Annotated in this window: 9 protein-coding genes and 2 riboswitches; of the genes, 5 read left to right on the top strand and 4 right to left on the bottom strand. The window is 61.1% G+C overall.

Annotated elements, in window-relative coordinates; genetic code table 11:
- Window positions 1-2: 2 nt before the first annotated feature.
- On the bottom strand, window positions 3-1,073 hold the full coding sequence (gene cobW, locus J5M57_RS10855) for a cobalamin biosynthesis protein CobW (protein WP_083368951.1): 1,071 nt from the start codon (window positions 1,071-1,073) through the stop codon (window positions 3-5).
- Between the two features lie 97 nt (window positions 1,074-1,170).
- Window positions 1,171-1,383, bottom strand: a riboswitch (cobalamin riboswitch).
- A gap of 905 nt (window positions 1,384-2,288) precedes the next feature.
- Window positions 2,289-2,511: riboswitch (cobalamin riboswitch) on the top strand.
- Window positions 2,512-2,631: 120 nt separating this feature from the next.
- On the opposite strand from cobW, the gene J5M57_RS10850 reads away from it, so the two are divergent.
- From J5M57_RS10850 to cobM, 4 genes are all read left to right on the top strand, one after another.
- Window positions 2,632-2,829, top strand: a complete 198-nt coding sequence (locus tag J5M57_RS10850) for a CbtB domain-containing protein (RefSeq protein ID WP_064587733.1) — start codon at window positions 2,632-2,634, stop codon at window positions 2,827-2,829.
- Window positions 2,830-2,840: 11 nt separating this feature from the next.
- On the top strand, window positions 2,841-3,539 hold the full coding sequence (locus tag J5M57_RS10845; RefSeq protein ID WP_064587734.1) for a CbtA family protein: 699 nt from the start codon (window positions 2,841-2,843) through the stop codon (window positions 3,537-3,539).
- Window positions 3,536-3,949, top strand: coding sequence for a cobalamin biosynthesis protein (locus tag J5M57_RS10840; RefSeq protein ID WP_064587735.1), 414 nt, complete (start codon window positions 3,536-3,538; stop codon window positions 3,947-3,949). The genes J5M57_RS10845 and J5M57_RS10840 overlap by 4 nt, the downstream gene beginning before the upstream one ends.
- Window positions 3,950-4,030: 81 nt before the next feature.
- Window positions 4,031-4,777 (top strand): precorrin-4 C(11)-methyltransferase, encoded by a 747-nt coding sequence (gene cobM / locus J5M57_RS10835; RefSeq protein ID WP_064587736.1) that lies wholly within the window; start codon window positions 4,031-4,033, stop codon window positions 4,775-4,777.
- A 170-nt stretch (window positions 4,778-4,947) separates the two neighbouring features.
- Here cobM and nfuA read toward each other — a convergent pair whose 3' ends face one another.
- The 3 genes from nfuA to J5M57_RS10820 all read right to left on the bottom strand — a co-directional run bounded on the left by nfuA (window position 4,948) and on the right by J5M57_RS10820 (window position 9,085).
- Complete coding sequence (gene nfuA, locus J5M57_RS10830) at window positions 4,948-5,532, bottom strand: Fe-S biogenesis protein NfuA (RefSeq protein ID WP_007946504.1); 585 nt, start codon at window positions 5,530-5,532, stop codon at window positions 4,948-4,950.
- A 57-nt stretch (window positions 5,533-5,589) separates the two neighbouring features.
- A complete protein-coding gene (locus J5M57_RS10825; RefSeq protein WP_207848554.1) occupies window positions 5,590-6,615 on the bottom strand; it encodes an acyltransferase in 1,026 nt (341 codons plus the stop codon).
- A 187-nt stretch (window positions 6,616-6,802) separates the two neighbouring features.
- Window positions 6,803-9,085: a fatty acid cis/trans isomerase gene (locus J5M57_RS10820; protein ID WP_207848555.1), complete on the bottom strand. Its 2,283-nt coding sequence runs from the start codon at window positions 9,083-9,085 to the stop codon at window positions 6,803-6,805.
- Window positions 9,086-9,240: 155 nt separating this feature from the next.
- On the opposite strand from J5M57_RS10820, the gene metH reads away from it, so the two are divergent.
- A complete protein-coding gene (gene metH, locus J5M57_RS10815; protein WP_207848556.1) occupies window positions 9,241-12,951 on the top strand; it encodes a methionine synthase in 3,711 nt (1,236 codons plus the stop codon).
- The last annotated feature ends 65 nt before the right edge of the window (window positions 12,952-13,016 follow it).

Raw genomic sequence — 13,016 nt, 5'->3', positions numbered from 1 at the left:
GCTTAAACGCTGAGCGCAGCGCGCAGTTGCGCTTCGAGTTGCACGGCGTCGAGTTCCTGACCGATCAGCACCAGACGGGTGACGCGCGCTTCATCGGCGCCCCACTGGCGGTCGAAGTGCTTGTCGAAACGCGTGCCCACACCCTGAATCAACAGGCGCATCGGCTTGTTCGGAATGGCCGCGAAGCCCTTCACCCGCAGGATGCCGTGCTGCACCACCAGTTGCGTCAGGGCGTCGAGCAGCAGGCTTTCGTCGGCTTGCGGCAGTTCGATGGAGATCGAATCGAAAGCGTCGTGATCGTGGTCATCGTGATCGTCATCACCGTCGTGGTGGTGATCGTGATGGCTGTGGCGGCTGTCGATGTGTTCTTCGGAACCGGCGCCGAGACCGATCAGCACGTCCAGTGGCAGACGACCGTTGCTGGCTTCGATGATTTTTACGGCGGGCGGCAGTTCTTCGGCGACTTCAGCGCGTACCCGAGCCAGGTCTTCGGCGCTGGTCTGGTCGGCCTTGTTGAGGATCACCAGGTCGGCGCTGGCCAGTTGATCGGCGAACAGCTCGTGCAGCGGCGATTCGTGATCGAGGTTCGGGTCGAGTTTGCGCTGGGCATCGACCTGATCGGGGAACGCGGCAAAGGTGCCGGCGGCCACGGCCGGGCTGTCGACCACGGTGATCACCGCGTCAACGGTGCAGGCGCTACGGATTTCCGGCCACTGGAACGCTTGAACCAGTGGTTTTGGCAGGGCCAGGCCAGAGGTTTCGATGAGGATGTGGTCGAGATCGCCGCGACGGGCGACCAGTTCGCGCATCACCGGGAAGAATTCTTCCTGAACCGTGCAGCACAGGCAGCCGTTGGCCAGTTCATAGACGCGGCCGCTGGCTTCTTCTTCGGTGCAGCCGATGGTGCATTGCTTGAGGATTTCACCGTCGATGCCCAGCTCGCCAAACTCGTTGACGATTACCGCGATGCGACGACCCTGAGCGTTGTCGAGCATGTGCCGCAGCAAGGTGGTTTTGCCCGAGCCGAGGAAACCGGTGACGATGGTGACGGGGAGTTTGGCCAGTGTTTTCATCGGATGCCCTTTGGCAAGGTGGCGGGCATACGGGACGAGATCCGCTGCGAGCGTGCGCGCGGAAGAATTCGCCACCGGATCACCCCGCCCGGTTGTAGTGAGAAATCTGTCACGAGGCAGGTCTCCTGGCTGACGGTGTTCAGGCCTTGGGCCCGGCATTCGCTGCGCCTTCCCGCTGGCACCTTGGCAGGGCTGGCAGTGGCGTGGCAGCGAACATCACCGTTCACAGTTGCGGGGGCAGCCGCGGCTTTGACCGCGTTCCCTTCTTAGCTTCGGCGTGGGCCGAAGAACCTCGAAAGCGCAAGGCTACGCATCGGGTGGTTATGGGTCAATGGGGTTGGGTTTTGGTTATGTGAGCATATCCATTGGTTCGGTTGCCGCCGCTGGCGGTTTCGCTCTTACAGCGAGTCACCTTTTCCAAACGCCGGAATGCCGGCCCAGCGAAAAGGTAACCCAAAAGGCTTTGCCCCGGCGTACGGCACTTCGCTTAGGCTCAGTGTTCCCTCGCTACGGTGTCCATCCGGGGGCATCGCCTCCGGTTTGCTTCGCTGCACCTCCTCTCGATGTATGCGGCTTCGCCGCATGGCGCTGCGCGCCTAACCCCCGGATGAACACCTACGCTCGGCCTGCCGAAGGGGCTGAAGATCAAAAGCCACATCAAAAGCCAAAGCCAAAGCCAAAGCCAAAGCCAAAGCCAAAGCCAAAGCCAAAGCCAAAGCCAAAGCAGATCAAAAGATCGCAGCCTTTGGCAGCTCCTACACGGGAGTGGGTGTATTCAGTTAGAGATTGGTCGGCTGTCAGGCCGCCATCGCCAGCAGGCCGGCTCCTACAGTTTAGATTGCGTACAGCCCCATGCGGCGCAGCCGCCCCACTCAACACAATGAGCGTTAGCTCGAGTAAAGCTTTCGATCTCAGGGCCCGTCGGCAGGCTGAGTAGAGGGGTTTATCCGGGGGTGGGAGCGCAGCGACCGTTTGGCGCAGCCAAACACAGCGAGAGGAGGTGCAGCGAAGCAAACCGTAGGCGCTGCCCCCCGGATGAATCCCGGAGCGAAGGAACCCGAGCCTAGGCGAGGGCCGAACGTCAGGGCATAGACCTTTGGTTACTTTTGGGGCGTTTGCCAAAAGTGACCCGCCGTAAGGGCGGAACCCTAAGTGGCCGTTACCGCAGCAACGGATCCACCCACAAAATTGACTACATTCCCCAACCCATGCTCTCCTACACACCTTGTTACGGGTGCCCTTCACAGGGTGAAACGGGAAACCGGTGAATCATGTGCTTTACTCAAAGCCATGTCAGTCCGGTGCTGCCCCCGCAACGGTAAGCGAGCGAAGCGTCAGATCCACTGTGCCAGTACGGCATGGGAAGGTGATGCTTGCAGGTCGGCCTGGCGCCAACCCCTCGTGAGCCCGGAGACCGGCCCGCAACACACAGCGCGCATTTGCGTCGCTGAACATAACAAACCCGCGGTGGGCGGGCGCTGTTCGAACCTCTGCGTGCCTGACTCGCAGGGGTTTTCATGCGCTCTATTCACCCGCTGACACTCCAGAGGGAAGCGCCATGTCGATCATCAGCAGCACCGGCAACACCACCGACAAAATCTCCAGCACCGCCACGTTGAGCCAACGCCTGACGGCGGCGATCTTCGCCTCGATCCTCGGTGCCAGCCTCGTTTACTTCGCCGGTTTCTCGCACATCGAAGCGGTGCACAACGCCGCCCACGACACTCGCCACAGCGCCGCGTTCCCGTGCCACTGAGACCTGCCGACATGATCAAGCGTATCGCGCAAACCGCAGGTTTTACCGGCCTGCTGGCCGCCCTGCTGCTGACGTTGCTGCAAAGCTTCTGGGTCTCGCCGCTGATTCTGCAGGCCGAAACCTTTGAGAAATCCGAGCCGGTTGCGGTTCACGAACACGCCGCTGGCGTGGCTGCGCACACCCACGACGCCGAAGCCTGGGAGCCGGAAGATGGCTGGCAGCGTGTGCTTTCGACGACCGGTGGCAATCTGGTGGTGGCGGTCGGGTTCGCCCTGATGCTCGCCGGCCTGTACACCCTGCGTGCTCCGACCAAAACCTCGCAGGGTCTGCTCTGGGGCCTGGCCGGTTACGCGACGTTCGTCCTCGCGCCAACCTTGGGCCTGCCGCCGGAGCTGCCTGGCACTGCTGCGGCCGATCTGGCTTCGCGGCAGACGTGGTGGATCGGCACTGCCGCCTCTACCGCGGTCGGCCTGGCCCTGATCGTGTTCAGCCGTCACTGGCTGATGAAGCTGCTGGGCGTGGCGATCCTCGCCGTGCCGCACGTGATCGGTGCGCCACAACCGGAAGTGCATTCGATGCTCGCTCCGCAAGCGTTGGAAGCTCAATTCAAAATCGCTTCGCAGTTGACCAACGTGGCGTTCTGGCTGGCCCTGGGCCTGATCAGCGCCTGGTTGTTCCGCCGCAAAAGCGATGGTCAATACCACGCATGACCGCTGACAGCGCAGCGCCGACCTTCGTGGTCGGCCTGGGCTGCCAGCGCGGCTGCCCGGCCAGTACGCTGCGCGCGTTACTCGATCAGGCATTACAGGCGCATCGTATCGAGCTGGAAGCGGTCAAGGCGTTGGCCAGCATCGATTTGAAACGCGATGAGCCGGGGTTGCAGGAACTGGCCGCCCAACTGGCCTTGCCGCTGTTGTATTTCAGCAGCGACGAATTGGCCAATTACCAGCAGCGGCTAAGCCATCATTCACAGATCGCCTATGAGCGCACTGGCTGCTACGGTGTGGCGGAAAGTGCCGCGCTGGCCCTCGCTGAACAACTGATCCAGGCACCGGCAAAACTGCTGATTTCCCGGCAGAAATACGCTCAGGCCACGTTGGCATTGGCCGGTGCTGCGTAAAATCCCGATAATCCCCCTCTTTGATCATGAGCAATCTTCATCTGAAGCCTTGCCCTGCCCCTTTTTTCACAGGATGTCTGCATGACCGTCTACTTCATCGGCGCCGGCCCCGGGGACCCGGAATTGATCACTGTCAAAGGCCAGCGGCTGATTCGCAGCTGCCCGCTGATCATCTACGCAGGCTCGCTGGTCCCGGCCGCGGTGCTGGAGGGGCATCAGGCCGACACCGTGGTCAACAGTGCCGAGTTGCACCTGGAGCAGATCATCGATCTGATCAAGACCGCCCATGCCAAGGGCCAGGATGTGGCGCGGGTGCATTCGGGGGATCCGAGCCTATACGGCGCGATTGGCGAGCAGATTCGCTGTCTGCGCGAGTTGGATATTCCGTTCGAAATCATCCCCGGCGTCACCGCCACTGCGGCCTGCGCCGCGTTGCTTGGCGCTGAGCTGACGCTGCCGGATGTATCGCAAAGCGTGATCCTGACCCGCTATGCCGACAAGACTGCGATGCCGGTCGGCGAAGAACTCGGCAATCTGGCGCAGCATGGCGCGACCATGGCGATTCATCTGGGGGTCAATCATCTGCAGAAGATCATCGAGCAATTGCTGCCGCATTACGGCGCGGATTGCCCGATTGCGGTGATTCACCGAGCGACGTGGCCGGATCAGGACTGGGTGGTGGGGACGCTTGAGGACATTGCCGCAAAGGTGGCGGCCAAGGGGTTCCGGCGTACGGCGTTGATTCTGGTTGGGCGGGTGCTGGGCAGTGAGGTGTTCAGTGAATCGTCGCTTTATCGTGCGGGGCATGCGCACTTGTACAGGCCCTGAAAGCAATTGTGGCGAGGGAGCTTGCTCCCGCTGGATCGCGGAGCGATCCCAAAACCGGACAACCCATTCATCACGGGAAAATACGTTGTCCGGATTGTGACTGCTATGCAGTCAAGCGGGAGCAAGCTCCCTCGCCACAGCGCCGTTTTACATCGCAGTGAACACCTTACTCAGTAGTAGGCGTTTTCTTTCTGCGTGTGGTCGGTCACGTCGCGAACACCCTTGAGCTCAGGGATGCGCTCAAGCAAGGTGCGCTCGATGCCTTCCTTCAGGGTCACGTCGGCCTGGCCGCAGCCCTGGCAGCCGCCGCCGAACTTCAGCACGGCAATACCGTCTTCGACCACATCGATCAGGCTGACCTGACCGCCGTGGCTGGCCAGTCCCGGGTTGATCTCGGTTTGCAGGTAGTAGTTGATGCGCTCGTTGACCGGGCTGTCGGCGTTGACCATCGGGACTTTGGCGTTTGGCGCCTTGATGGTCAGTTGGCCGCCCATGCGGTCGGTGGCGTAGTCGACGACAGCATCGTCGAGGAACGCTTCGCTGAACGAGTCGATGTAAGCGGTGAAGCTTTTCAGCCCCAGCGCGGTATCTTCAGGTTTTTCTTCGCCCGGCTTGCAGTAGGCAATGCAGGTTTCGGCGTACTGGGTGCCAGGCTGGGTGATGAAGACGCGGATACCGATACCCGGGGTGTTCTGCTTAGAGAGCAGATCGGCCAGGTAATCGTGGGCGGCGTCGGTAATGGTAATAGCGGTCATGGAAACTCCTCGCAGGCTTGGGCGCAGTTTACGCCAATCATCGCGCCGTACAAAGTCCTAGTATTTTTGTCGGAAAAGCTCGGCAACCGATTGACCGGCAGGTTCGCGATCGATCCGTGCTTTAAGCCACTGATAGCTGCGTTTTTCCACCCATTCGTAGCTCATCCACGACCCAACACCTATGGCCAGCGCGCAGAGGATGAACATCAGGTACGGGTTGATCCCGTACTGCCGCGCGATAAATCCACCGGCCGACAGCACCAGCACATGCATCAGGTACACCGAATACGAACAGTCGCCCAACAGCTTGAGCAACCGGCTGCGCTCGACATAACGCTCCAGCGCCATGCAGGCCATCACCAGCACCGCACTCGGCACGCCCCAGTTCAACAGCCTTGGCGCTGGCGTCAGTTGATAGATCGCCAGCAATGCAGCGCCGATGCCCAACAACGGCAACCACAGGCCAGCCCCGATCCAGCCCCGACGATACAAAAGGCCGATACCGATCCCCAGCAGGAATTCGTAGACGATGTCCGAGCGATAGAACTCACTGACCCAGCCAAACGCCTGACAGGTGGCAAACAGCAACGCCGCGACCACCAACAGGCGCACCTGCCAGCGGAACACCAGCGCACAGGCGAACAGCACGTAGAACAGCATTTCGTAGTTGAGGGTCCAACCGACGTTCAGGGTTGGGTAGAGGCCATAACCGCCGGGATTCTGCGCCGGGATGAACAACAGCGACAGCAACAGGTGCCCGGCGTCCAGCGTCTGGTCCGGTAACACTGGCCGGGCGAACCACACCAGCAGCGCCATCAGCAGCGTGTACAGCCAATACGCCGGCACGATGCGGCACAGGCGATACAGCAGAAATTGCCCCGGCCGCAGCACCTTGTCTTCGGTGGAGAGAAAAATCACCAGGCCGCTGATGACAAAAAAGATGTCGACCCCGACCGCGCCTTTGTCGATGAACAACTGGCCGATCGGGCCGCGCGCCTTGAAGTCGAAGAAAATCTGCATGAAGTGGTGACAGACCACCGTCCACGCGGCGAGCGCCCGCAGGGCCTGCACTGAAATCAACATTGATGGCTCCCGTCCAAATCTCTCAGAACCACCGCCGATCCCTTGTAGGAGTGAGCCTGCTCGCGATTGCGGCATGTCAGGCGACATCCATTCTGAATGTACTGACGCTTTCGCGAGCAGGCTCACTCCTACAAGGGTTTTGCGGTGTTGCTAAGAGGTGGGACAGCAGCCCTCGATCAAAAGTCGATCAAAGATTCTCGTAGCGGTTCATGTCCAGCACGCCCTCTTCCACCGGATCGGTTTCGTGGATGTATTGGCTCAGATCGTGGAAATAGAACCAGAATTGCGGATGACTGCGGCGGATGCCCCAGCGTTCGACGATTTTCTCGAAGCGATCGGCGTCCTTGGCGTTTTCCATGGCATCGACAAACTCCGGCAATTGTTCAGCGGGAATGTTGAAGATGAAGTTCGGGTAACTGCTGAGCACGCCCGGGTAGATGGTCAAGGTGTCCAGCCCCGGCTGATAGCGCAGCGACTCGCCCAACAGGAACGCCACGTTGCTGTGCGCACGGTTGCGCAGCAGGCTGTAGACCTCACGCTTGCCGCTGCGGGTCTCGATGCGCAGCAGGGTGGCTTCCGGCAATTGGTCGATGACCTTCAGACCCGCGGCCGGGCGCGAGGTCAGGCGGCTCAGCGCTTGTTCGGCGCCTTGCAGCCCCGGGTCGATATTCGGCCGCGAGCAGTAGGCACCGTCACACCGGTTGATCGGATCCGGCCGCGCATTGAGGTCGCCATAGCGCGCCAGCAGCTGCATGGCGAAGTCGTATTTCGGGTCTTTCGGGTCGAGCTTCAACGCCGTCGGCTTGTCGTCATCGATGGCCTCGTAATCGAGCCACATCTTGAACTGGCCGCTGCTCTGGTACCAATCGTCGAGGTAGCCCTCGCGGGAATCGGCGGGCATCAGGCGCAGGAAGTTCTGCTCGGCGCCGTTGCGGATCAGGTCGAAGTACAGGCGGGTTTGCGCCTGATGGGAGACGTTGCCGAACACATCGAAGTTGACCGCCAGCTGGTAATAGGTGCGTTCCAGCAGCGGGTAGTCGAACAGCCACAGGGTTTGCGGCACTTCGCCGATCAGGCCTTTGGTGACCGAGGCGCTGTCGAAGTGGCGGAAGATGCTCAGCAGCGCGTTGTCGTTGCCGGCCCACAGCGTCGACCAGCTCGGTGCCGGCAGGTCGGCATAGCTGTCGCGGCGCAGGGCTTCGTATTCATTACGCTTGTTGCGGTAGTTGTGCCACAGGCTGAGGACACTGCCGACGTCGTCGTTCTGCCCCGGCATCGCCAGCAGCGGCGTGGCCTGACCGCGATAGATCGGATCGGTGATGTAAAGGTCATGTTCCGGGGCCTGGAACAGCGCCCAGAAGTTGTCGCGGATCACATCGGTCGCGATCTGCCCACGGCACACCGGCCCACGAATGAACGTTCGCACGAAGTATTCGGCGTTATCGAGCATGAACTGGTAACGCGCCTGGGCCGGAATCGCCTCGAAGGTGGCAAACGGGTTGGCCCGGCTCTGCGGACCGTAGCCCGGCAGCGCATTGACCTGCCAGTTGCCGCTATAGAACAGGCTCTTGACCCGCGCCATCTTCGCCGCACTCAGCGGATAAGTGATGTGGGTCTTGTGCACGATCACCCCCTGCACCGGCCACAAGCGGTAATACACCTGCGTGCCCGGGTCGTCATTCGGGCGTCGGGTGGCGATCAGGTCGATCGGCTGGCCGGTCGGCGTGCGCGAACGCACCCACTGGAAGTAGTGCCCCGGCTCGCCGTCCTTGAAATAGATGTGCGCGAGGTACCAGTGCTCGAACAACCAGCGCCCGACCAGACTCTGCCGTGCGCCCGGGGTGTTGAGCAGGTTTTCCCACTGGACAATCTGCATGGCCTCTTTGGCGCTCGGGGCCAGGCCCTGCTCGTCGATTGGCGCGCCGGACGCCAGCCAGCGCTGCAGCGTCTGATATTGCTGATCGGTCAGGCCGGTCACCGCCAGCGGCATGCCTTCTTTCGGATGGGCGCCGGCATAGCCTTCAAACTCGGCGGGCATCGCGCACATGTTTTCCCGCTGCAAGCCGAGGACGATGTCTTGCGGCAACTTGGCATTAGGGGTCAGCGGCGTCTTGTGCCCAAGCTCCAGCATGCGCGCCATCAACGCCGCCTGACTGCCCTGAGCGTCGAGCACCGAATAAAAGCCTTTCTGCTGCCAGGCGCGTTTGCCGAAGGCGTCATAGAACAGTCGTGTGGTCGGCGCAGCCTGAGTCCGTTCACCGTCGTAGACCGGCATCTTGCTCGCGCCCCGGCCAGCACCTTCGCCGCTGCCCAGATTGAGCTGGCAGGCCGAGTCGTAACAGGCATGGCAGGCCACACACTTCTCGGTGAAGATTGGCTGGATGTCTCGGGTATAAGAAATCGAGGCTTCTTGGGCTCCCGCGCCAAAGCTTAAAAACAGCAAGAAAATGCTGATGACGCGGTACGACATGCCCTTGATCCCGATCCTGAAAAAAACGCCGCGATTCTACAGTATGACGTCCGTACCAACATGAACGATATTCATGAAAAAGCCTGACATGCTCCAAAAGCGCACAGGTTTGTTATGATCCCGGCCCTTCGTAATGGTCTTTTCGAGTAGTCCAAATGTCCGATCGCAGCGTCCGCCTTCAAGCTCTCAAGCAAGCCCTCAAAGAGCGCATCCTGATTCTCGACGGCGGCATGGGCACGATGATCCAGAGCTACAAGCTCGAGGAGCAGGATTATCGCGGCAAGCGCTTCGCGGACTGGCCGAGTGACGTCAAGGGCAACAACGACCTGTTGGTGATCACCCGTCCGGACGTGATCGGCGGTATCGAGAAAGCCTATCTGGATGCCGGCGCCGACATCCTTGAAACCAACACCTTCAACGCCACGCGCATTTCCATGGCCGACTACGGCATGGAAGCGCTGGCGTACGAATTAAACGTAGAAGGCGCGCGCCTGGCGCGCAAGGTGGCCGACGCCAAGACCGCCGAGAACCCGGCCAAGCCTCGTTTCGTCGCGGGCGTGCTCGGCCCTACCAGCCGCACCTGCTCGCTGTCGCCTGACGTCAACAACCCTGGCTACCGCAACGTCACCTTCGATGAATTGGTGGAGAACTACACCGAGGCCACAAAAGGCCTGATCGAAGGCGGCGCCGACCTGATCCTGATCGAAACCATTTTCGACACGCTCAACGCCAAAGCGGCGATCTTCGCCGTGCAAGGCGTGTTCGAAGAGCTGGGTTTCGAGCTGCCGATCATGATCTCCGGGACCATCACCGACGCTTCCGGCCGCACCCTGTCGGGCCAGACCACCGAAGCGTTCTGGAACTCCGTGGCTCACGCCAAACCGATTTCCGTCGGTTTGAACTGCGCCCTCGGCGCCCGTGAACTGCGGCCGTACCTGGAAGAGCTGTCGGACAAGGCCAGCACCCACGTGTCGGCGCACCCGAACGCCGGCCTGCCGAACGAGTTCGGCGAGTACGACGAACTGCCGGTGGACACCGCCAAGGTCATCGAAGAATTCGCCCAGAGTGGCTTCCTGAACATCGTCGGCGGCTGCTGCGGCACCACCCCGGGGCACATCGAAGCCATCGCCAAGGCCGTGGCCGGTTATGCACCGCGGCAGATTCCGGACATTCCCAAGGCGTGCCGCCTGTCGGGTCTGGAGCCGTTCACCATCGATCGCAGCTCGCTGTTCGTCAACGTCGGCGAGCGGACCAACATCACCGGTTCGGCCAAATTCGCCCGTCTGATCCGTGAAGACAACTACACCGAAGCCCTGGAAGTCGCCCTGCAGCAGGTCGAAGCCGGCGCGCAGGTGATCGACATCAACATGGACGAAGGGATGCTCGATTCGAAGAAGGCCATGGTCACCTTCCTCAATCTGATCGCCGGTGAGCCGGACATCTCCCGCGTACCGATCATGATCGACTCCTCGAAGTGGGAAGTGATCGAAGCCGGTCTGAAGTGCATTCAAGGCAAGGGCATCGTCAACTCGATCAGCATGAAAGAAGGCGTCGAGCAGTTCATCCATCACGCCAAACTGTGCAAGCGCTATGGCGCCGCCGTGGTGGTGATGGCGTTCGACGAAGCCGGCCAGGCCGACACCGAAGCGCGCAAGAAAGAAATCTGCAAACGCTCCTACGACATTCTGGTCAACGAAGTCGGCTTCCCGCCAGAAGACATCATCTTCGACCCGAACATCTTCGCCGTGGCCACCGGCATCGAAGAACACAACAACTACGCTGTGGACTTCATCAACGCCTGTGCCTACATCCGCGACGAACTGCCGTATGCCCTGAGCTCCGGCGGCGTGTCCAACGTGTCGTTCTCGTTCCGTGGCAATAACCCGGTGCGCGAGGCGATCCACTCGGTGTTCCTGCTGTACGCGATCCGCGCCGGCCTGACCATGGGCATCGTCAACGCCGGTCAGCTGGAGATCTACGACCAGATCCCGCAGGAACTGCGCGACGCTGTCGAAGACGTGATCCTCAACCGCACACCGGAAGGCACCGACGCCCTCCTCGCCATCGCCGACAAGTACAAGGGCGACGGCAGCGTCAAGGAAGCCGAGACCGAAGAGTGGCGCAACTGGGACGTCAACAAACGTCTGGAGCATGCGCTGGTCAAGGGCATCACCACCCACATCGTTGAAGACACCGAAGAATCGCGCCAGTCGTTCAGCCGTCCGATCGAAGTCATCGAAGGCCCGCTGATGGCCGGCATGAACATCGTCGGCGACCTGTTCGGCGCCGGCAAAATGTTTCTGCCGCAGGTGGTGAAATCCGCCCGCGTGATGAAGCAGGCCGTGGCGCACCTGATCCCGTTCATCGAGCTGGAAAAAGGCGACAAGCCGGAAGCCAAGGGCAAGATCCTCATGGCCACCGTGAAAGGTGACGTGCACGACATCGGCAAGAACATTGTCGGCGTGGTGCTGGGCTGTAACGGCTACGACATTGTCGACCTCGGCGTGATGGTCCCGGCGGAAAAAATCCTTCAGGTGGCCAAAGAGCAGAAGTGCGACATCATCGGCCTGTCGGGTCTGATCACCCCGTCGCTGGACGAAATGGTTCACGTTGCCCGTGAAATGCAGCGTCAGGATTTCCATCTGCCGCTGATGATCGGTGGTGCGACCACGTCCAAGGCGCACACCGCGGTGAAGATCGAGCCCAAGTACAGCAATGACGCCGTGGTCTACGTCACGGACGCCTCGCGCGCCGTGGGTGTGGCGACGCAGTTGCTGTCCAAGGAACTCAAGGCCGGTTTCGTCGAGAAGACCCGTCTGGAATACATCGATGTGCGCGAGCGCACCGCCAACCGCAGCGCCCGTACCGAGCGCCTGAGCTACGCGGCGGCGATTGCCAAGAAGCCGCAGTTCGACTGGGCCGGTTACACCCCGGTCAAACCGACCTTCACCGGCACTCGGGTGCTGGACAACATCGATCTCAACGTCCTGGCCGAGTACATCGACTGGACGCCATTCTTCATTTCCTGGGACCTGGCCGGCAAGTTCCCGCGCATCCTTGAAGACGAAGTGGTCGGTGAAGCCGCCACCGCGCTGTACAAGGACGCCCGCGAGATGCTCACCAAGCTGATCGACGAGAAACTGATCAGCGCCCGTGCGGTGTTCGGTTTCTGGCCGGCCAATCAGGTGCATGACGACGACATCGAGCTGTACGGCGATGACGGCAAGCCCATGGCGCGCCTGCATCACCTGCGTCAGCAGATCATCAAGACCGACGGCAAACCGAACTTCTCGCTGGCCGACTTCGTCGCGCCAAAAGACAGCGAAGTGACCGACTACGTCGGTGGTTTCATCACCACCGCCGGTATCGGCGCCGAAGAAGTGGCCAAGGCGTATCAGGACGCTGGCGACGATTACAACTCGATCATGGTCAAGGCCCTCGCCGACCGTCTGGCCGAGGCTTGCGCCGAGTGGCTGCACCAGCAGGTGCGTAAAGAACACTGGGGCTATGCCAAGGACGAAGCGCTGGACAACGACGCACTGATCAAAGAGCAGTATTCCGGTATTCGTCCGGCACCGGGCTACCCGGCCTGCCCGGATCACACCGAAAAAGCCACGCTGTTCACCCTGCTCGATCCTGAAGCCAGCGAAATGCGCGCGGGCCGCAGCGGCGTGTTCCTCACCGAACATTACGCGATGTTCCCGGCGGCCGCGGTCAGCGGCTGGTACTTCGCCCATCCGCAGGCGCAATACTTTGCCGTGGGCAAGGTCGACAAGGATCAGGTGCAGAGCTACACCTCGCGCAAGGGTCAGGACCTGAGCGTGACCGAACGCTGGCTGGCACCGAACCTGGGTTACGACAACTGACCCGACACTGATCGACAATCTGCGGCGCCGGGCAATCCGGCGTCGCAGGGTGAGTGATCGTTATG

Origin of the sequence: Pseudomonas sp. 86_A, from assembly GCF_017491705.1 — a bacterium.
Lineage (GTDB): Bacteria > Pseudomonadota > Gammaproteobacteria > Pseudomonadales > Pseudomonadaceae > Aquipseudomonas > Aquipseudomonas koreensis.
The sequence above is the reverse complement of the archived record's forward strand: the minus strand, read 5'-3'. Positions and strand labels throughout refer to the sequence as shown.

Coding starts and splice junctions, on each gene's coding strand:
- cobW (WP_083368951.1), bottom strand. CDS start 1,073: ATGAAAACACTGGCCAAACTCCCCGTCACCATCGTCACCGGTTTCCTC.
- J5M57_RS10850 (WP_064587733.1), top strand. CDS start 2,632: ATGTCGATCATCAGCAGCACCGGCAACACCACCGACAAAATCTCCAGC.
- J5M57_RS10845 (WP_064587734.1), top strand. CDS start 2,841: ATGATCAAGCGTATCGCGCAAACCGCAGGTTTTACCGGCCTGCTGGCC.
- J5M57_RS10840 (WP_064587735.1), top strand. CDS start 3,536: ATGACCGCTGACAGCGCAGCGCCGACCTTCGTGGTCGGCCTGGGCTGC.
- cobM (WP_064587736.1), top strand. CDS start 4,031: ATGACCGTCTACTTCATCGGCGCCGGCCCCGGGGACCCGGAATTGATC.
- nfuA (WP_007946504.1), bottom strand. CDS start 5,532: ATGACCGCTATTACCATTACCGACGCCGCCCACGATTACCTGGCCGAT.
- J5M57_RS10825 (WP_207848554.1), bottom strand. CDS start 6,615: ATGTTGATTTCAGTGCAGGCCCTGCGGGCGCTCGCCGCGTGGACGGTG.
- J5M57_RS10820 (WP_207848555.1), bottom strand. CDS start 9,085: ATGTCGTACCGCGTCATCAGCATTTTCTTGCTGTTTTTAAGCTTTGGC.
- metH (WP_207848556.1), top strand. CDS start 9,241: ATGTCCGATCGCAGCGTCCGCCTTCAAGCTCTCAAGCAAGCCCTCAAA.